This is a genomic window from Candidatus Pantoea soli, assembly GCF_007833795.1.
In the GTDB taxonomy this organism is placed as follows: domain Bacteria; phylum Pseudomonadota; class Gammaproteobacteria; order Enterobacterales; family Enterobacteriaceae; genus Pantoea; species Pantoea soli.
In genome coordinates, this window is sequence record NZ_CP032702.1 from 1,685,807 (window position 1) to 1,704,512 (window position 18,706).

Consider the following 18,706-nt stretch of genomic DNA (forward strand, 5'->3'; position numbering starts at 1 on the left):
AGTTACTCCCGGCGATGGCCGTAAACGCGAGGCTGGGTGTAGTAGTCCACCAGCGGCACGCAGATGTTGGCCAGCAGCACGGCAAAGGCCACGCCGTCCGGATAGCCCCCGAAGCTGCGGATCAGCCATACCAGCAGGCCAATCAGTGCGCCATAAATCAGGCGTCCGCGGTTGGTAGTGGAGGCGGTCACCGGATCGGTGGCGATAAAAAACGCACCCAGCATGGTGGCGCCGGAAAACAGGTGAATCAGCGGTGAATTGAGCGTGTCGGGCGCAAACAGCCAGCCAAGCGTGGCACAGCAGCCCAGCGAGGCCAGGAAACTGACCGGAATGTGCCAGCGAATCGCCCCTTTCGCCAGCAGCAGCAGGCCGCCCAGCAGATAGCCAAGGTTGACCCATTGCCAGCCCAGGCCTGCCAGCACGCCGCTGTAAATCGGCTGAGCTAACAGCTCTGAGGCGCTGTGTCCGGCACGCAGGCCGGTTTTAAAGGTATCCAGCGGCGTCGCCTGGCTGACTCCATCTGCCCCCATCTGCAGCTGCTGCATGGTCTCACCGCTCAGCATGTGTCCGCTGAAAATCATGCTGAATGAATCAGCCAGACCCGGTTTCACCGCCTGCAGCGCGTCGGGCGGCAGCCAGCTGGTCATCTGTACCGGGAAGGAGATCAGCAGCACCACATATCCCACCATTGCCGGGTTGAACGGGTTCTGGCCGAGACCACCATACAGCTGTTTAGCAATCACAATGGCAAACAGGGTGCCAATGACCACCAGCCACCAGGGGGCCAGCGGGGGCAAACTAATGCCAAGCAGCAGCGCCGTCAGCAGGGCGGAGTTATCGGTCAGCACCGGCACCACCGGCACGTGACGCAGACGCAGGATAGCCGCTTCTGTCAGCCATGCCGTCGTGACCGCCAGCGCCACCTGAATCAGAAAGCCAATGCCAAAGAAATACCACTGCGCGGCCATGCCCGGCAGGGCGGCCAGCACCACCAGCAGCATGATATTGCCGGTGCTGCGGCGGTTATGGGTATAGGGCGAACTTGCAATGCGAAAAGCCATTTATTCCTCAGTCGTCGAAGGCTGCTGCTGCGCTTTGCGCGCTTTGGCACGGGCGACCGCAGCGGCGATGGCCGCTTTGCGTGGGTCGGCGGAGTCAGCAGAGGCCGCGGCCTCTGTCTCAGAAACGGGGGATGCAGGCTCACTCTGCGCGGCGTCCGCCGCCGGTTGCACGGCGGCCTCTGCTGTCTGCTGCGCCGCGGCCTTTTTCGCTTTAGCACGGGCAATCGCCGCTTCGACCGCCGCTTTGCGCGGATCGGCATTGGCTTCTGGCGCGGCGTCTGCGTCCGCCGCCGGTTGCACGACGGCCTCTGCCGTCTGCTGCGCCGCGGCCTTTTTCGCTTTGGCGCGGGCAATGGCGGCTTCGACCGCCGCTTTGCGCGGATCGGCATTGGCTGCGGGCGCGGCGTCAGCCGCCGGTTGCACGGCAGCCTCTGCCGCCGGCTGCGCCGCGGCTTTTTTCGCTTTGGCGCGGGCGATGGCGGCTTCGACCGCCGCTTTACGCGGATCGGCATTGGCTGCTGGCGCGGCGTCTGCGTCCGCCGCCGGTTGTGCAGGGGTCTCTGCCGTCTGCTGCGCCGCGGCTTTTTTCGCTTTAGCGCGCGCAATCGCCGCTTCGACCGCCGCTTTGCGCAGATCGGCATTGGCTGCGGGCGCGGCGTCTGCGTCCGTCGCCGGTTGCACGGCGGCCTCTGACGTCTGGGCCGCGGCTTTTTTCGCTTTGGCACGGGCAATGGCGGCTTCGACTGCCGCTTTGCGCGGATCGGCATTGGCTGCTGGCTCGGCGTCTGCGACCGCCGCCGGTTGCACGGCGGCCTCTGTTGCCGGCTGCGCCGTGGCTTTTTTCGCTTTGGCACGCGCAATCGCCGCTTCGACCGCCGCTTTACGCGGATCGGCATTGGCTGCTGGCGCGGCGTCTGCGTCCGCCGCCGGTTGCACGACGGCCTCTGCCGTCTGCTGCGCCGCGGCTTTTTTCGCTTTGGCGCGGGCAATGGCGGCTTCGACCGCCGCTTTACGCGGATCGCCGGACTGACGGCTCAGCGCCTGGGTTTCGGCCTGCGTTTCCGCCTGCTGAGCCAGCGCCTGCGCATGGCGCGCCTCGCGCTCGGCCGCTTCCTGCTCAGCGGTTTTTGCCTGTTGCGCTTTCACCCGCGCCACGGCGGCGGCACGCTCACCCTGATCGCTGCGCGCCACGCGCTGTTTCGCCTGTTCATGACGCGCTTCACGTGCCAGTTTTTCACGTTCAAGGCGTGCCTGACGGGCTTCAAAACGCGCTTTGGCTTCAGCCGTACGTTTCGCTTCCAGATCGATCGCGCGCAGCTCCGCTTTTTCCTGACGGTAGTACTGCACCAGCGGGATGTTGCTCGGACAAACATAAGCGCAGGCGCCGCACTCAATGCAGTCATCAATGTTGTGCGCGCGGGCTTTTTCATGATCGCCGCCCTGGCTGTACCAGAACAGCTGCTGCGGCAGCAGTTTCGCCGGGCAGGCGTCGGCGCAGGCGCTGCAGCGAATACAGGATTGCTCCGGCTGCGTCTGGCCCATTTCAGTGGCAGATGGCGCAAGAATACAGTTGGTGATTTTTACCACCGGCACGTCCAGCGCGGGCAGGGTAAAGCCCATCAGCGGGCCGCCCATAATCACCATCTGGCGCGGGCCTGGCGTAAAGCCGGCCTGGTGCAGCAGATGGCTGATCGGCGTACCCAGACGCGCCCAGACGTTGCGCGGGCGGGTAACCGCTTCGCCGGTCAGCGTGACCACGCGTTCCGTAATGGGTTCGCCGTTAATGATGGCACGCTTCACCGCCCAGGCAGTGCCCACGTTCTGCATCAGCACGCCGATATCGGTCGAGCGACCGCCGTGCGGCACTTCCCGGCCGGTAAGAATTTTGGTCAGCTGTTTGGCCCCGCCCGAAGGGTATTTGGTGGGGATGACGCGAATCTGCAGTTCCCGGTCGCCGCCCAGCGCCTGTTTCAGGGCGGCAATGGCTTCCGGCTTGTTGTCCTCAATGCCAATCAGCACGCGCTCGGCCTGTAAAACCCAGGCCAGAATGCGGCAGCCTTCCAGCACTTCCGCCGCGCAATCCTGCATCAGGCGATCGTCTGCGGTGATATAGGGCTCACATTCGGCGGCGTTGATGATCAGCGTGTTAACGCCGCGCAGGCCGCCGCGCAGCTTGGTGGCGGTCGGGAAGCCCGCGCCGCCCAGGCCGGCAATCCCGGCGGCGTGAATACGTTTCACCACCTCGTCGCGCGCCAGCGTGCGGTAGTCAGGCTGCGGGTCGAGTTCGGCCCAGCGATCGTCGCCGTCCGCGCGCAGGAAAATACACAGCTCCGAGAGCCCGGAAGGGTGCGCTGTCATGTGTGGCGCGATGGCTTCAACGGTGCCGGAGGTGGGCGCATGCACCGGCAGCATCCGGCCGGAACCAAAGGTCAGCGGCTGGCCGCGCAGCACGCGATCGCCAGGAGAGACGCAAATCTCTCCTTCGTGACCAATGTGCTGTTTCAGCGGAATAATAAAGCGCTCAGGCAGCGGCAGCTGGCTGAGCGGCGTGCCGTTCGACTGGGTTTTCATTTCCGGCGGATGAATGCCGCCCTGAAAATCCCACAGCTTCTCTTTGCGGAACAGATTTAACAGATTAAGCATGACGTTCTACCGGGATCACCCGCACAGGAATAGTTTCGAGATCCCACTTCCAGTTGGCCGTGGTTGTGGCCACCGGGCGCATCTCAATGCAGTCGGTCGGGCAGGGGGCAACGCACAGGTCGCAGCCGGTGCAGACATCGCTGAGCACGGTGTGCATGGCGCGCGTGGCACCCACAATCGCATCCACCGGGCAGGCCTGAATACATTTGGTGCAGCCAATGCAGTTGGCTTCGTCAATCCAGGCCACGGTACGCACCGGGGCCAGCACCTCAGCGCCGCCGTCCAGCGGCTGCGGCTCGACGTTAAGCAGCTCTGCCAGCTTCAGCATGGTCTGCTCTCCGCCCGGCGCGCATTTGTTAATCGCCTCGCCGTTGTTTCCGACGGCGTCAGCGTACGGGCGGCAGCCCGCATAGCCGCACTGGCCACACTGGCTCTGCGGCAGAATCGCATCAATCTGCTCAACTATCGGGTCTTCTTCCACCTCGAAGCGGCGCGAGGCGTAGCCGAGCAGGGCACCAAACACCAGGCTCAGCGCCGTCAGTACGGCTATTGCAATCCAGATCGCGGTCATATCAGAATTTCACCAGACCGGTAAAGCCCATAAACGCCAGCGCCATCAGGCCGGCGGTGATCAGGGCAATCGAGTTACCTTTAAACGGCGCGGGCACATTGGCCAGCACCAGACGTTCACGCATGCCGGCAAACAGCACCATCACCAGCGAGAAGCCAAGCGAAGCACTGAATCCGTACAGTGCCGCCTGCAGAAAGGTGTGGTTCAGGTTCACACTCAGCAGCGGCACACCCAGCACGGCACAGTTGGTGGTAATCAGCGGCAGGAAAATGCCCAGCAGGCGATAGAGTGACGGGCTGGTTTTGCGCACCACCATTTCGGTGAACTGCACGACGACCGCAATCACCAGGATATACGCCATCGTGCGCAGGTACACCAGATCGAGCGGCACCAGAATCAGGTGATTCACCAGCCAGGCGCAAATGGACGCCAGCGTGATGACAAAAGTGGTGGCCAGTCCCATGCCGATAGCGGTTTCCAGTTTTTTTGACACGCCCATAAAGGGACAAAGGCCGAGGAATTTGACCAACACAAAGTTGTTCACCAGCACCGTGCCAATAAAGAGAAGTAAGTAATCGGTCATGATTAAACCTGGGAAGCCGAAAGGCGTTTATTATCCGAAAATGAGAGATGCATCTCAACCTTTGCGCAAAATGTGCGGCAGGCAACCGCACTCAGAATTAAATTCCTGACGAATTGCCGCTCATTACGGCTGGATAAAGGTCTGTTTTACCCGCTGCGAGCGCTTGAAGTAGGGCACAAACACCGCGGCGGAAAGCAGCGCCAGCAGCAGCGTCTGAATCGCCCTGCCGTCAGCCACCGGCGTAAAGGCAAAGGTTTTCAGCGCCAGCAGCACCGTTATCAGCAGCCAGATAATGTAATGCCGCGGCAGACGGCGCGATCGCTGGCAGAAAATCCAGCACACCCAGAGGCTGTAAAGCCAGACGGCCGCTGCGGTCAGCAGTGAGATGAGCCACTGCGTCAGCAGCACATCGGCATGGGAAAACAGCGTGGTGCGTAGCTCGCTATCAAACAGCGGGCGCAGATACAGCGCCAGCACCAGTGCGCTGGTGAGCATGGTCATAATCAGCCACGCCAGCGGCAGCAGCAGCCAGCCGCCAATGCGCGGCGGGTTTACCGAATCGGACATGAGGGAGATCCTGTTACCAAAATGAGGGCGCTGCAGAGCGTAGCATGTCCGGACGGGTCACGCCCGATCGGGACGCAGCGAAAAGCAGTGAGCGTGAAAGCGTGCGTTAAACCACGTAATGCCAGACGGATTTTGGCACACAGCCCAGGTCATAGAGGCGCCCGCCGGAGGCCAGCTCCGCCCGCCGGTGATCGGCCGCGCGGTACATATTGATCAGATCGTTGTCATCCGTCAGCGAATAATTAAGGTGATCGTAGAGTTTTTCGAGACTCTCGAGATTATTCACTTTGCGAAACTTCAGCAGGTAATCCAGCGCAGTCATGATTGCCATTAATATAAAAAATCGGAGGAGTGCCCAAGTATAGGGAGCATGCGACCAGAGTCTATATATCAGATGTAAAAAAAGTAAAATTCAGACAATGTACGCAGTTTGGTACTTGAAATGCATCTTTTCACCGGTTTTCCCTTTTCTGCGGTACGCTTATTTTCACCACGAGGGCCCGGTTATCCGCGCTGTGACGCTGCTGCCCGTTCAGCACCTGCCACGCAACCCGCCGTCATACCCTGCTTATTTTTCCTGCTTTTCTGTGCGCCATACCCGACCGAAGCGGTGACGATGTCGTGAATTATTTCAGGACAGCTCGCAATTTTTTAAAGAAATGATGAAACAGAAGATCGGTGAATGTGCTGGCAGTCACAAAATCGATCTTTGCCTGGCTGAGCGGGGAATAACCATTCTTTACGCACCGGCTGTAATCGTTTTCAGTCAGCTGCCACATAACCAATTCTCTTTATTACAGTTATTTAACCGCAGCTGCAAACAACGTCAGGCGAATTGTCCATAACTTCCTCTGCCCTTATAGCAGGCTGATACGCGTAACTCCTTTATATCATTCTATTTTGTGAACTATGTCGCGCTAGTTTTAACGCTTTTACGCCAGGCTTAAACCGCGTTTGTACCCCTACAGCACACTCCCTTCAGAGGAATGAATATTATGTGGAAACGTTTACTCTTGACTGCCATGGTGAGTTCCGCGCTGAGCGTTCCGGCGCTGGCGGCAAATATGACCGTAGGCTTCTCGCAGGTGGGCTCTGAATCGGGCTGGCGCTCTGCCGAAACCAACGTGGCAAAAAGTGAAGCGCAGAAGCGCGGCATCACGCTGAAAATTGCCGACGGCCAGCAAAAGCAGGAAAACCAGATCAAAGCGGTACGTTCGTTTATTGCTCAGGGCGTGGATGCAATTTTCATCGCGCCCGTGGTGCAGACAGGCTGGGAACCGGTGCTTGAAGAAGCCAAAGACGCGAAGATCCCGGTGTTTTTACTGGACCGCGCCATCGTGGTGAAAGACAAGTCGCTGTATATGTCGGTGGTCACGGCGGATAACGTGCTGGAAGGCAAGCTGATTGGTGACTGGCTGGTGAAAACGGTCGGCAACATGCCGTGTAACGTCGTGGAGCTGCAGGGCACCGTCGGCGCAAGCGTCGCCATCGACCGTAAAAAGGGCTTCGCTGAAGCCATCGCCGGACACAACAACATCAAAGTGATCCGCTCCCAGTCCGGTGACTTTACCCGCAGTAAGGGGAAAGAGGTGATGGAGAGCTTTATCAAAGCCGAGAACAACGGCAAAAACATCTGCATGGTTTACGCGCATAACGATGACATGGCGATCGGTGCGATACAGGCGATCAAAGAAGCGGGCCTGAAGCCGGGCAAAGATATTCTCACCGGCTCGATTGACGGCGTACCGGATATCTACAAAGCGATGCTGGCCGGTGAGGCCAACGCCAACGTGGAGCTGACGCCAGACATGGCCGGCCCGGCGTTCGATGCGCTGGAGAAATTTAAGAAAGACGGGACGCAGCCGCCAAAAATTATCAAAACCGAGTCAAAACTGTTCTTACCGGCTGACGCGCAGGCGGAGCTGGATAAGAAAAAAGGCATGGGTTACTGATCCCCGCAACCGCCCCCCGGGGCGGTTTTTCATGACGTAGCGAGGTAGAACCTGATGAGCAGCTTTGATGAAACCCCTCTGCTGACCCTGAGCGGCATCAGCAAAGGCTTTCCCGGCGTGAAAGCGCTGGATAACGTGTCGTTCAGCATCCGCAAAGGCGAAATCATGGCGCTGCTGGGCGAGAACGGCGCCGGCAAATCGACCCTGATTAAAGTGCTGACCGGCGTCTACACCCGCGATGCCGGCACCATTACGCTGAATGGCGCGGAGATTTCGCCGCACAGCACGGCGGACGCGCAGCGCATGGGCATCGGGACGGTGTATCAGGAAGTGAACCTGCTGCCGAATATGTCGGTGGCGGATAACCTGTATATCGGCCGCGAACCGCGCCGCTTTGGCATGATTGATCGCCGGCGCATGGTGCGTGACGCCGATGCGCTGATGCGTAAATACGGTTTTGTGCTGGATGTGACCCGGCCGCTCGGGCATTTTTCCGTGGCGATGCAGCAGATCATCGCCATCTGCCGCGCGGTGGATCTCTCCGCGCAGGTGCTGATCCTCGATGAGCCAACCGCCAGTCTTGATGCCAGCGAGGTAGAACTGCTGTTTACCCTGATGGCGCAGCTGAAAGCCAGGGGCATGAGCCTGATTTTTGTCACCCATTTTCTTGATCAGGTGTACCGCATTACCGATCGCATTACCGTCTTGCGCAACGGTCAGTTTATTGCCACGCGCGATACCGCTACGCTGCCACAGCTTGATCTGATCAAGCTGATGCTCGGTCGTGAACTGCTGGAGACGGCGCTGCAGCGTCAGGGCAGCACGTTGCGCAGCGATCAGCCGGTGGTGGCGTTTGAGGATTACGGCCGCAAAGGCACCATTGAACCTTTCAGCCTGCAGGTGCGTCCGGGTGAAGTGGTGGGGCTGGCCGGTCTGCTGGGTTCCGGGCGTACCGAAACCGCCGAGGTGCTGTTTGGTATCCGCCGCGCCGATCGCGGCACCGCCACCATCAAAGGCAAAGTGCAGCGTATTCGCACGCCGGCGCAGGCGTCACGGCTGGGCATGGGCTTCTGCCCGGAAGATCGTAAAACCGACGGCATCATTGGTGCGGCCTCGGTGCGCGAGAACATTATTCTGGCACTGCAGGCGCAGCGCGGCTGGCTGCGACCGATTAAACGTCGCGAACAGCAGGAGATCGCCGATCGCTTCATTAAGCGTCTGGGGATCCGGACGCCGGATGCCGGACAGGCGGTGGAGCTGCTGTCTGGCGGCAATCAGCAGAAGGTGCTGCTGTCGCGCTGGCTGGTGACCAAACCGCAGTTTCTGATTCTGGATGAGCCCACGCGCGGTATTGATGTTGGCGCACACGCTGAGATTATTCGTCTGATTGAATCCCTGTGCGCCGACGGACTGGCGCTGCTGGTTATCTCCTCTGAACTGGAAGAACTGGTGGGCTATGCCGATCGCGTGTTGATCATGCGCGATCTGAAACAGGTCGCCGAAATCCCGCTGGATCAGCTGTCGGTGGCGTCAATTGTGAACGCCATTGCCGACGGAGGAGCACAACATGCTTGAATCGCCTATGACTCATGACAAACCCGAACGGCGTAAGCCGAAGCTGCCGCCCGGCATGCCGCAGATTGCCGCACTGATTCTGGTGCTGCTGGTGGATAGCCTGGTGGCCAACAACTTTTTCGCCATTCACCTGCAGGATGGCCGGCTGTTTGGCAGCCCCATCGATATCCTGAACCGCGCCGCGCCGGTGGCGCTGCTGGCCGTCGGCATGACGCTGGTGATCGCCACCGGCGGTATCGATCTGTCGGTCGGCGCCGTGATGGCGATTGCCGGCGCCACGGCGGCGACGCTGACGGTAGCCGGTCACAGCCTGAGCTTTATTATCCTCGCCACGCTGGCCACCGGACTGGCGTGCGGATTATGGAATGGCGTACTGGTTGCGCTGCTGAAGATTCAGCCCTTTGTCGCCACGCTGATTCTGATGGTGGCGGGGCGCGGTATCGCCCAGCTGATTACCCAGGGGCAGATTGTGACATTCAACAGCGACAGCCTCTCTTGGTTCGGCAGCGGTTCGCTGTGGCTGCTGCCGGTGCCGGTGTGGATTACGCTGCTGGTGGCGCTGGCGGTATGGCTGCTGACGCGCAGGACGGCGCTGGGGCTGTTTATCGAAGCCGTCGGCATCAACCTGCGCGCCGCGCGTAACGCCGGGGTAACCGGCTGGCTGGTGGTGATGTCGACCTATGCCATCAGCGGCGTGTGTGCCGCGGTCGCCGGATTGATTGTGGCGGCGGATATTCGCGGTGCCGATGCCAACAACGCCGGGCTCTGGCTGGAGCTGGACGCAATCCTGGCGGTGGTGATTGGCGGTGCCTCCCTGATGGGTGGCCGGTTTAATCTGGTGCTGTCGCTGATTGGCGCTCTGATTATACAGTCGATGAATACCGGGATTTTGCTGTCCGGCTTTCCGCCGGAGCTGAATCAGGTGGTGAAAGCGATTGTCGTGATGTGCGTGCTGCTGCTGCAGTCGCCGCGTTTCATCGCCATGCTGAAAGGGAGACGTCTGCAATGATTAAGCGCCATTTGCCATTGATGATTACGCTGCTGGTGTTCGTCGCCGGTTACCTGTTCTGTCTGAGTCAGTTTCCCGGCTTTGCCTCCACGCGGGTAATTTGTAATATCCTGACCGATAACGCGTTTCTCGGCATTATCGCGGTTGGCATGACCTTTGTCATTCTGTCCGGCGGTATCGATCTGTCGGTGGGGGCCGTGATCGCCTTTACCGGGGTGTTTCTGGCGCGCATCATCGGTGATTACCATGTGGACCCGCTGCTGGCGTTTGCGCTGGCGCTGGCGCTGGGCGCGCTGTTCGGTGCCATGATGGGCTGGCTGATTGATGCGCTGAAAATTCCGGCGTTTATCATTACCCTCGCCGGCATGTTCTTCCTGCGCGGCTGCAGTTATCTGGTGTCGGAAAATTCCATTCCAATCGATCATCCGCTCTATACCACGCTGTCCGGTCTGGCCTGGAAAATGCCGGGTGGCGGGCGTCTGAGCCTGCTGGCGGTGATTATGCTGGTGGTGGTCGCCGGGGGCATTATCCTCGCGCACCGCACGCGCTTTGGTAATCAGGTGTACGCTATTGGCGGCAACCTGACCTCCGCGCGGCTGATGGGGGTATCCACGCGGGCCACCACCATTAAGATTTATATGCTGTCGACCCTGCTGGCGACGCTGGCTGGGATTGTATTTTCAATTTATACCTCCGCCGGTTATGCGCTGGCCGGACTGGGCGTTGAGCTGGATGCCATTGCTTCGGTGGTGATTGGCGGAACGCTGCTGTCGGGCGGCGTCGGCACCGTGCTCGGCACGCTGTTTGGCGTATTGATCCAGGGGCTGATTCAGACGTGGATTAATTTCGACGGTACGCTGAGTTCATGGTGGACCAAAATCGCCATCGGTATTCTGCTGTTTGCCTTCATTGCGCTGCAGCGTCTGCTGACAGTGATGTGGGACCGCCAGCAGAACGCGCCGGTTAAGCGTTTAACCTCTTAGTCGTGATCGCATGTTTGTGTTAAAAGGTGCGCAAACTGGCGCACCTTTTTTTATGCTCAGATTCGTGGATGTTGGGTGGGGTTTGCCGTTTTAGCGCTCAGAGTCGTGAAAGTTCGGTGGAGTTGCTGTTAATTGGGTGCCTGGCCCCACAAAGGCCAGCTCGATCGCAAAGAAACCCCGCATCCATGCCGATCGTCCGCGCCATCCCTGGCGCGGACGCTTTGCTATTCGGGCGGGCCTTGATGGGACAGTAAAGTTGTTCATCGCTGTCATTAATGCGCTGCGCGGCGTTTAAATCTGACCACTCGCAACATACGGATATGAAGTTAATAAAGGCAGGCAGTGGAGTAAAGCGTACGCCGCAGGGATGCGGCGGCCGAGGCTACAGGGAGGTATTCACGCCGGCTTTACGTAACGCCTGCCTTTGTTGACTGGACCGCAGTTTTGCCATAAAAAAAGCCGCGATACACTCGCGGCTTACTTCAATTTTCAGGCAATTAACGCATCATGCGGTAGTAGGCGTCATTCCAGCGCAGCGCATCTTTGAAGGCCGGCAGGCGTGTCTCTTCATCAATCACCAGCACTTCAATGCCGTTCAGTTCGCCGTACAGATAGAGGTCATCGAGATCCAGTGCCTGGCTGAACACGGTGTGGTGCGCACCACCGGCCAGAATCCAGGCCTCGGAAGCGGTTGCCAGCGACGGCTGTGCCCGCCATAACGCGCGCGCCACCGGCAGTTTCGGCAGTGGCTGCGGCTGTTCTATCGCGTCGACCACATTAACCAGCAGGCGGAAACGATCGCCCAGGTCAATCACGCTGGCATTGACGGCCCGTCCGGCAGGGGTAGAGAAAATCAGGCGCGCCGGATCGGCTTTGCCGCCAATGCCGAGGAACTGCACGTCAATCAGCGGCTTTTCCTCTTTGGCAATCGACGGACACACTTCCAGCATATGCGAGCCCAGCACTAAATCGTTACCCGGCGAGAAGTGATAGGTGTAATCCTCCATAAACGACGTGCCGCCGGCGCGGTTACCGGCCTGCACTTTCAGAATGTGCAGCAGCGCCGCGGTTTTCCAGTCACCTTCACCGGCAAAACCATAGCCCTGGCCCATCAGGCGCTGCACCGCCAGTCCCGGCAGCTGCGTCATGCCATGCAGCGTCTGGAAGTTAGTGGTAAACGCTTTGCATCCCTCGTCATCAAGGAAGCGTTTCAGGCCCAGTTCGATGCGGGCCGCATCCAGCACATTCTGACGCTTGTCGCCGTTGACCGACGCCGCCTCGCTGAACAGGTACTGGCTTTCATATTCATCAATCAGGGCATTCACGTCGCCGTCGCTGACGCCGTTAATCACCTCCACCAGATCGCCCACACCCCAGCCGTTAACCGCGTAGCCAAACTGGATCTGCGCCGCCACTTTATCGCCTTCGGTTACCGCGACTTCGCGCATGTTGTCGCCAAAGCGCGCCACTTTCAGCTGCTGGCTGGCCTGGCGGGCCAGCGCTGCGTTGATCCAGCGGCTGATGCGCTGCTGGCTGGCACCATCCTGCCAGTGCCCGGTTACCACGCTGTGTTGCAGACCCATGCGTGCGCCGATAAAGCCAAACTCACGGCCGCCATGCGCAGTCTGGTTCAGGTTCATAAAATCCATGTCCATGCTGTCCCACGGGATTTCAGCATTGAACTGGGTATGAAACTGCAGCAGCGGTTTATGCAGAATGCTCAGCCCGCCAATCCACATTTTGGCCGGAGAAAAGGTGTGCAGCCAGGTAATGATACCGGCACAGCGGGTGTCGTGATTCGCTTCACGACACAGGGCCAGCGCTTCATCCGGGGATTTCACCAGCGGCTTCAGCACCAGCGGCACCGGCAGCGTGCCGGCCTGATTCAGTCCTTCCATCACCTGGCGGGCATGCTGTTCCACCTGGCGCAAGGTTTCCGCCCCGTAGAGGTGTTGCGTACCAATGACAAACCACACCTGTTGTGTGTTGTGCTGTTCCATAAAACCACTCCTTTACTTAGCGGAAAGGGTGCGCGCGGCGTACTGCGGTTCAGCGGCCTGGCACCAGTGTTGGTAACGTTGATAAAGTTGTTGATAGCGGGCGACGCGCTGGCTGTCCGGCTGCAGGGTGACAGCAATCGGACTGGCCATCACCTGCTGCGCGGCGGGCACATCGGCATAGATCCCGGCCGCAACGGCGGCAAAGATGGCGGCGCCCAGCGCGCAGCATTCATCCGACGCGACGATATCCAGCGGACGGTTCATCACGTCGCAACACGCCTGCATGATGGCCGGGGATTTGCGTGCGATACCGCCCAGCGTCAGAATGCTTTGCACCGGAATCTGCTGCTGTTCAAAGCACTCCATAATGGCGCGAGCACCAAAGGCCGTGGCGGCGATGAGTCCGCCAAACAGCGCGGGCGCATCGGTGCCGAGATTAAGATCGGTAATAACCCCTTTCAGGCGCTGGTTGGCATCCGGCGTGCGGCGACCATTGAACCAGTCCAGCACCACCGGCAGGTGATCGAGCTGCGGGTTAGCCGCCCAGGCTTCGGTCAGCTGGCGAATCAAATCCTGCTGTAGCGCAGCCAGCTGTGGCTGCAGTTCCGGATGGCGCTGCGCCGCCTGCTGCAGCGGCCAGCCCAGCAGACGACTGAACCAGGCGTAGATATCCCCGAAGGCCGATTGTCCGGCTTCACAGCCGATCGCCCCAGGCACGACGCTGCCATCAACCTGACCACAGATACCTTTAATGGCGCGATCGCCAACGGTTTCGCTGTCAGCAATCAGAATGTCGCAGGTGGAGGTGCCGATCACTTTCACCAGCGTGTAAGGCTGCGCGCCGGCGCCGACTGCGCCCATGTGGCAGTCAAAGGCACCGCCGGAAAGCACCACGTCCGTGGATAAGCCGAGGCGCTGCGCCCATTCGGCGCTCAGCGTGCCAACCGGGACATCGGCCGTGAAGGTGTCGGTGAACAGCGGTGAATCCAGCGTTTCCACCAGCAACGGATCGAGCGCGCGGAAGAAACTGGCGGGTGGTAACCCCTGCCAGTCCGGATGCCACAGCGATTTATGCCCGGCGGCACAGCGTCCACGCCGCAGTTGTGCCGGCGCCGTATTGCCGCAGAGCAGGGCCGGCACCCAGTCGCACAGCTCTACCCAGGAAACGGCGGCCTCGCGCACGGCGGCATCTTCACGCGAAACGTGCAGGATCTTGGCCCAGAACCATTCTGACGAATAAACCCCGCCGATGTAGCGGGTGTAATCGGTAAACTGGCCGCTGCGGCACAGGCGGTTGATCTCTTCCGCTTCTTCAATGGCGGTGTGGTCCTTCCACAGCACGAACATTGCGTTGGGATTGGTGGCAAATTCCGGCCGCAGGGCCAGCACATTGCCGGCGCGATCGACTGGCGCAGGCGTGGAACCGGTAGAATCAACACCAATGCCGGCCACGGCGGCGCGCTGTTCCGGCGTCAGCGCCTGCACCACGCTGATGATGGCCTGCTCAAGCGCATCAATATAATCCTGCGGATGATGGCGAAAGCGATTGACCTGCGCATCGCAGAATTCGCCGCGCGCCCAGCGCGGATAGTTCACGACGGCCTTTTCCAGCTCTTTACCGCTGCGGCAGTCCACGGCCAGTGCACGCACTGAGTCACTGCCAAAATCCAGCCCAATTGTTATGGTGCCCGCACCCATTGGGATTCTCCTGTGTGAGTTAGCTGGCTCTATCCTGGAATGCGGTCGCTGCGGGGGTTAGTCATCAGCGGCTGAGAATATGCATTTTTCTGTCATCGGCAGGGTTGTGTGATCGACAGCAAAAGTTCATGACCGGTTAATCTGGCTGAATATATGGACGATTTAGTCATCGTTTTAGGATGTGATACCGCTCTACATTTTTCTGCGCTTTTCCCGATACAACTAGCCCAGCGTTTGCACAGCCTTTGTACAACCTTTGAGCTAACGCGCTGATTTTGCGCTGTACCCGAACGTGAAATCTGATTGGTAGCGTTTACACCAATCGGTTAATAACAGCGAAATAACACCATTGTGCCGGAGAGCATCATGCATAAATTCACTAAAGCGCTGGCGGCGGTAGGCCTCGCCGCGGTTATGTCACAATCCGCTATCGCCGAGACCATGAAACTCGGTTTCCTTGTCAAACAACCGGAGGAGCCCTGGTTCCAGACCGAATGGAAATTCGCTGATAAAGCCGGCAAGGACCTGGGCTTTGAGGTGATCAAAATCGCGGTGCCTGACGGCGAAAAAACCCTGAACGCCATCGACAGTCTGGCGGCCAGCGGCGCGAAAGGGTTTGTGATCTGTACCCCCGATCCGAAGCTGGGTTCGGCCATTGTGGCCAAAGCGCGCAGTTACGATCTTAAAGTGATCGCGGTTGATGACCAGTTTGTAACGGCGAAGGGCAAACCGATGGATACCGTGCCGCTGGTGATGATGGCGGCCACCAAAATCGGTGAGCGTCAGGGTCAGGAACTCTATAAAGAGATGAAAAAACGCGGCTGGGACGTGAAAGACACGGCCGTGATGGCGATCACCGCCAATGAGCTGGACACCGCGCGTCGCCGCACCGGTGGCTCCATGGAGGCGCTCAAAGCCGCCGGTTTCCCGGAGAAGCAGATTTATCAGGTTCCGACCAAATCCAACGATATCCCCGGTGCGTTTGACGCCGGCAACTCGCTGCTGGTGCAGCATCCGGAAGTCAAACACTGGCTGATTGTCGGCATGAATGACAACACCGTGCTGGGCGGCGTGCGCGCCACCGAAGGTCAGGGCTTTAAAGCGCCGGACGTGATCGGTATCGGCATCAACGGCGTGGATGCGGTAAGTGAACTGTCAAAAGGTGCGCCAACCGGCTTCTACGGTTCGCTGCTGCCGAGCCCGGACGTGCACGGCTATAAGAGCAGCCAGATGCTCTACAACTGGGTCACCAAAGGTGATGCGCCGCCGAAGTTCACCGAGGTGACTGACGTGGTGCTGATTACCCGCGACAACTTCAAAACTGAGCTGGCGAAGAAAGGGCTGATGTAATCCGGTTAAGCCGGTGTCAGCCGGCTTTCACCCATAACAGCCTGCGTTATTCGCGCCGCAGCCCGGCGACAGGGCATCCTCCCCGGCACCGACTGCGGTCAGTGGCCGGGGCACAGGTGCGCAGCCCACGCCGCTGCGGCGCGCAGCAGAGAGACTTAAAGGAGTCGCTATGAACACGGATCACGCATTTCTGTCATTTCATGGCATCAGTAAAACCTTTCCGGGCGTGAAAGCGCTGCAGGATATCTCGTTCCAGTGCCGCGCCGGGGAAGTGCATGCACTGATGGGGGAGAACGGCGCCGGTAAATCGACGCTGCTGAAGATTCTCAGCGGCAGTTATCAGCCCAGCGCCGGTGAAATCCGCATCAAAGGCGAGGCGAAAAGCTTCACGACGACGGTCGATGCGCTGGATGCCGGGGTAGCGATCATTTATCAGGAGCTGCACCTGGTGCCGGAAATGAGCGTGGCGGAGAACATCTACCTCGGCCAGCTGCCGCACAAGCGCGGCCTGGTTAACCGCAAGCTGCTGCGCTATGAAGCGGGCCTGCAGCTGAAAAATCTCGGCATGGAGATCGATCCTGACATGCCGCTGAAGTATCTCTCACTCGGTCAGTGGCAAATGGTGGAGATCGCCAAAGCGCTGGCGCGCAATGCGCGTATCATTGCCTTTGATGAACCGACCAGCTCGCTCTCTGCACGTGAGATTGAGCACCTGTTTCGCGTTATCCGCCAGCTGCGCGCCGAAGGCCGCACGGTGCTGTATGTGTCGCACCGGATGGAGGAGATTTTTGCGCTCAGCGATGCGATCACCGTGTTCAAAGATGGCCGCTATGTGCGCACGTTTACCGATATGAAAAACACCCATCATGACGATCTGGTCGAGGCGATGGTGGGCCGCAATCTGGGGGATATCTATGGTTACGCGCCGCGCGAGCTGGGCCCCGTGCGTCTCCAGCTGGACAAGGTGGAAGCGAAAGGCGTGCGTATGCCGATATCGCTGACGGTGCGTGCGGGCGAAATTGTCGGGCTGTTTGGTCTGGTCGGCGCCGGGCGCAGTGAACTGATGAAAGGATTATTTGGTGCCACGCGCCTGCGCGGCGGGACGGTCACGCTGGATGGCAAACAGCTCAACATCCGCGAGCCCATCGACGCCATTCGCGCGGGCATTATGCTCTGCCCGGAAGATCGCAAAGCTGAAGGCATCATCCCGGTGCACTCGGTGCGTGAAAACATCAACATCAGCGCACGTCGTCACAATCTGAGCGCTGGCTGTCTGATTAAGCCCGCCTGGGAGGCGAAAAACGCCGATCATCACATCCGTTCGCTGAATATCAAAACGCCAGGCGCGCATCAGCTGATCATGAACCTCTCCGGCGGTAACCAGCAGAAGGCGATCCTCGGACGCTGGCTCTCCGAAGAGATGAACGTGATCCTGCTGGATGAGCCAACGCGCGGCATTGACGTCGGCGCCAAGCATGAGATTTACAACCTGATTTATCAACTGGCGAACAAAGGCATCGCGGTACTGTTCGCCTCCAGTGATTTGCCTGAGGTGATGGGCCTGGCCGACCGCATCGTCGTGATGCGCGAAGGTGAAATCGCCGGTGAATTGCCGCACGACGCCGCCACGGAGCAGCTGACGCTGAGCCTGGCAATGCCGAAAACCCCTCAAGCGGCCGCCGTGGCCTGATGTAAAGGAGAGAAAGAATGGCTTCATCTACCACGTCCAACACGCCACCGGTGCAGCGCAGCGGGCTGCAGCTGGGGCGAATCTGGGACAACTTTGGCATGCTGGTGGTGTTTGCGCTGCTGTTTATCGTCTGCGCCATCTTTGTGCCGAACTTTGGCACCTTTATTAACATGAAAGGCCTCGGGCTGGCGATGTCGATGTCCGGCATGGTGGCCTGCGGCATGCTGTTCTGCCTCGCTTCGGGCGATTTTGACCTGTCGGTGGCTTCGGTGATTGCCTGTGCCGGGGTGGTGACCGCCGTGGTGATCAATATGACCGAAAGCCTGTGGATCGGGGTGGCCGCCGGGCTGCTGCTGGGGATGGCCACCGGGTTCATCAACGGCTTTGTCATTGCCCGCCTGAAGATCAACGCGCTGATCACCACTCTGGCCACCATGCAGATTGTGCGCGGCCTGGCGTATATCTTCTCCGATGGGAAAGCGGTCGGTATTGAAGATGAGCGCTTTTTCACCCTCGGCTACGCCAACTGGCTGGGCGTACCGGCACCGATCTGGCTGACCATTGCCACCATGATTGTGTTTGGCTTTCTGCTGAACAAAACCACCTTTGGCCGTAACACGCTGGCCATCGGCGGGAATGAAGAAGCCGCACGGCTGGCGGGTGTACCCGTGGTTCGCACGCGCATTATCATCTTTATTCTGTCGGGACTGGTCTCCGCGGCGGCGGGCATTATCCTGGCGTCACGCATGACCAGCGGTCAGCCGATGACATCGCTGGGCTATGAGTTGATCGTTATCTCTGCCTGCGTGCTGGGTGGCGTATCGCTCAAGGGGGGAATTGGCAAAATCTCCTATGTGGTTGCCGGGGTACTGATTCTGGGAACCGTTGAGAATGCGATGAATTTATTGAATATCTCGCCATTCTCACAGTATGTGGTGCGCGGTCTGATACTGTTAGCTGCGGTGATTTTCGACCGCTATAAACAGAAACACAAAGCCGCCTGAGAACAAGGGCGCAGCCAGCG

Annotated in this window: 15 protein-coding genes; 7 read left to right on the forward strand and 8 right to left on the reverse strand. The window is 59.5% G+C overall.

What is annotated here, in order from left to right:
- Positions 1-2: 2 nt before the first annotated feature.
- The 6 genes from rsxD to ydgT form a co-directional block, all read right to left on the reverse strand.
- A complete protein-coding gene (rsxD, locus tag D8B20_RS07895) occupies positions 3-1,061 on the reverse strand; it encodes an electron transport complex subunit RsxD (RefSeq protein WP_145888352.1) in 1,059 nt (352 codons plus the stop codon).
- Positions 1,062-3,704 (reverse strand): electron transport complex subunit RsxC, encoded by a 2,643-nt coding sequence (rsxC, locus tag D8B20_RS07900; protein ID WP_145888353.1) that lies wholly within the window; start codon positions 3,702-3,704, stop codon positions 1,062-1,064.
- Positions 3,697-4,275 carry an electron transport complex subunit RsxB gene (rsxB, locus tag D8B20_RS07905; protein ID WP_145888354.1) on the reverse strand — a complete coding sequence of 193 codons (579 nt, stop codon included), beginning with the start codon at positions 4,273-4,275 and terminating at the stop codon, positions 3,697-3,699. Before rsxB ends, rsxC begins: the two co-directional genes overlap by 8 nt.
- A gap of 1 nt (position 4,276) precedes the next feature.
- Positions 4,277-4,858, reverse strand: a complete 582-nt coding sequence (gene rsxA / locus D8B20_RS07910; RefSeq protein WP_145888355.1) for an electron transport complex subunit RsxA — start codon at positions 4,856-4,858, stop codon at positions 4,277-4,279.
- A gap of 123 nt (positions 4,859-4,981) precedes the next feature.
- Positions 4,982-5,425, reverse strand: coding sequence for a DUF2569 domain-containing protein (locus D8B20_RS07915; RefSeq protein WP_145888356.1), 444 nt, complete (start codon positions 5,423-5,425; stop codon positions 4,982-4,984).
- A 106-nt stretch (positions 5,426-5,531) separates the two neighbouring features.
- On the reverse strand, positions 5,532-5,747 hold the full coding sequence (ydgT, locus tag D8B20_RS07920) for a transcription modulator YdgT (RefSeq protein ID WP_145890475.1): 216 nt from the start codon (positions 5,745-5,747) through the stop codon (positions 5,532-5,534).
- Between the two features lie 673 nt (positions 5,748-6,420).
- Between ydgT and ytfQ the strand changes: the two genes are divergently transcribed.
- Genes ytfQ through yjfF form a run of 4 tightly spaced genes read left to right on the forward strand, consistent with a single transcriptional unit; the run spans position 6,421 to position 10,944 of the window.
- Positions 6,421-7,377, forward strand: coding sequence for a galactofuranose ABC transporter, galactofuranose-binding protein YtfQ (ytfQ, locus tag D8B20_RS07925; RefSeq protein WP_145888357.1), 957 nt, complete (start codon positions 6,421-6,423; stop codon positions 7,375-7,377).
- A gap of 54 nt (positions 7,378-7,431) precedes the next feature.
- Positions 7,432-8,952 carry a sugar ABC transporter ATP-binding protein gene (locus tag D8B20_RS07930; RefSeq protein ID WP_145888358.1) on the forward strand — a complete coding sequence of 507 codons (1,521 nt, stop codon included), beginning with the start codon at positions 7,432-7,434 and terminating at the stop codon, positions 8,950-8,952.
- Positions 8,953-8,959: 7 nt separating this feature from the next.
- Positions 8,960-9,961, forward strand: coding sequence for a galactofuranose ABC transporter, ATP-binding protein YtfT (gene ytfT / locus D8B20_RS07935; RefSeq protein WP_370664130.1), 1,002 nt, complete (start codon positions 8,960-8,962; stop codon positions 9,959-9,961).
- Complete coding sequence (gene yjfF / locus D8B20_RS07940) at positions 9,958-10,944, forward strand: galactofuranose ABC transporter, permease protein YjfF (protein ID WP_145888360.1); 987 nt, start codon at positions 9,958-9,960, stop codon at positions 10,942-10,944. Before ytfT ends, yjfF begins: the two co-directional genes overlap by 4 nt.
- 497 nt (positions 10,945-11,441) lie before the next feature.
- Here yjfF and araA read toward each other — a convergent pair whose 3' ends face one another.
- Both araA and D8B20_RS07950 read right to left on the reverse strand, forming a co-directional pair.
- Positions 11,442-12,944, reverse strand: a complete 1,503-nt coding sequence (gene araA, locus D8B20_RS07945; RefSeq protein ID WP_145888361.1) for an L-arabinose isomerase — start codon at positions 12,942-12,944, stop codon at positions 11,442-11,444.
- A 12-nt stretch (positions 12,945-12,956) separates the two neighbouring features.
- Positions 12,957-14,642 (reverse strand): ribulokinase, encoded by a 1,686-nt coding sequence (locus D8B20_RS07950; protein WP_145888362.1) that lies wholly within the window; start codon positions 14,640-14,642, stop codon positions 12,957-12,959.
- 366 nt (positions 14,643-15,008) lie between these two features.
- On the opposite strand from D8B20_RS07950, the gene D8B20_RS07955 reads away from it, so the two are divergent.
- The 3 genes from D8B20_RS07955 to araH all read left to right on the forward strand — a co-directional run bounded on the left by D8B20_RS07955 (position 15,009) and on the right by araH (position 18,686).
- Positions 15,009-15,992, forward strand: coding sequence for an arabinose ABC transporter substrate-binding protein (locus D8B20_RS07955; RefSeq protein ID WP_145888363.1), 984 nt, complete (start codon positions 15,009-15,011; stop codon positions 15,990-15,992).
- 169 nt (positions 15,993-16,161) lie between these two features.
- Entirely contained in the window at positions 16,162-17,682 is a 1,521-nt protein-coding gene (gene araG, locus D8B20_RS07960) for an L-arabinose ABC transporter ATP-binding protein AraG (RefSeq protein ID WP_145888364.1), read from the forward strand.
- Between the two features lie 17 nt (positions 17,683-17,699).
- Positions 17,700-18,686: an L-arabinose ABC transporter permease AraH gene (araH, locus tag D8B20_RS07965; protein WP_145888365.1), complete on the forward strand. Its 987-nt coding sequence runs from the start codon at positions 17,700-17,702 to the stop codon at positions 18,684-18,686.
- Positions 18,687-18,706: the final 20 nt, after the last annotated feature.

Coding starts and splice junctions, on each gene's coding strand:
- rsxD (WP_145888352.1), bottom strand. CDS start 1,061: ATGGCTTTTCGCATTGCAAGTTCGCCCTATACCCATAACCGCCGCAGC.
- rsxC (WP_145888353.1), bottom strand. CDS start 3,704: ATGCTTAATCTGTTAAATCTGTTCCGCAAAGAGAAGCTGTGGGATTTT.
- rsxB (WP_145888354.1), bottom strand. CDS start 4,275: ATGACCGCGATCTGGATTGCAATAGCCGTACTGACGGCGCTGAGCCTG.
- rsxA (WP_145888355.1), bottom strand. CDS start 4,858: ATGACCGATTACTTACTTCTCTTTATTGGCACGGTGCTGGTGAACAAC.
- D8B20_RS07915 (WP_145888356.1), bottom strand. CDS start 5,425: ATGTCCGATTCGGTAAACCCGCCGCGCATTGGCGGCTGGCTGCTGCTG.
- ydgT (WP_145890475.1), bottom strand. CDS start 5,747: ATGACTGCGCTGGATTACCTGCTGAAGTTTCGCAAAGTGAATAATCTC.
- ytfQ (WP_145888357.1), top strand. CDS start 6,421: ATGTGGAAACGTTTACTCTTGACTGCCATGGTGAGTTCCGCGCTGAGC.
- D8B20_RS07930 (WP_145888358.1), top strand. CDS start 7,432: ATGAGCAGCTTTGATGAAACCCCTCTGCTGACCCTGAGCGGCATCAGC.
- ytfT (WP_370664130.1), top strand. CDS start 8,960: ATGACTCATGACAAACCCGAACGGCGTAAGCCGAAGCTGCCGCCCGGC.
- yjfF (WP_145888360.1), top strand. CDS start 9,958: ATGATTAAGCGCCATTTGCCATTGATGATTACGCTGCTGGTGTTCGTC.
- araA (WP_145888361.1), bottom strand. CDS start 12,944: ATGGAACAGCACAACACACAACAGGTGTGGTTTGTCATTGGTACGCAA.
- D8B20_RS07950 (WP_145888362.1), bottom strand. CDS start 14,642: ATGGGTGCGGGCACCATAACAATTGGGCTGGATTTTGGCAGTGACTCA.
- D8B20_RS07955 (WP_145888363.1), top strand. CDS start 15,009: ATGCATAAATTCACTAAAGCGCTGGCGGCGGTAGGCCTCGCCGCGGTT.
- araG (WP_145888364.1), top strand. CDS start 16,162: ATGAACACGGATCACGCATTTCTGTCATTTCATGGCATCAGTAAAACC.
- araH (WP_145888365.1), top strand. CDS start 17,700: ATGGCTTCATCTACCACGTCCAACACGCCACCGGTGCAGCGCAGCGGG.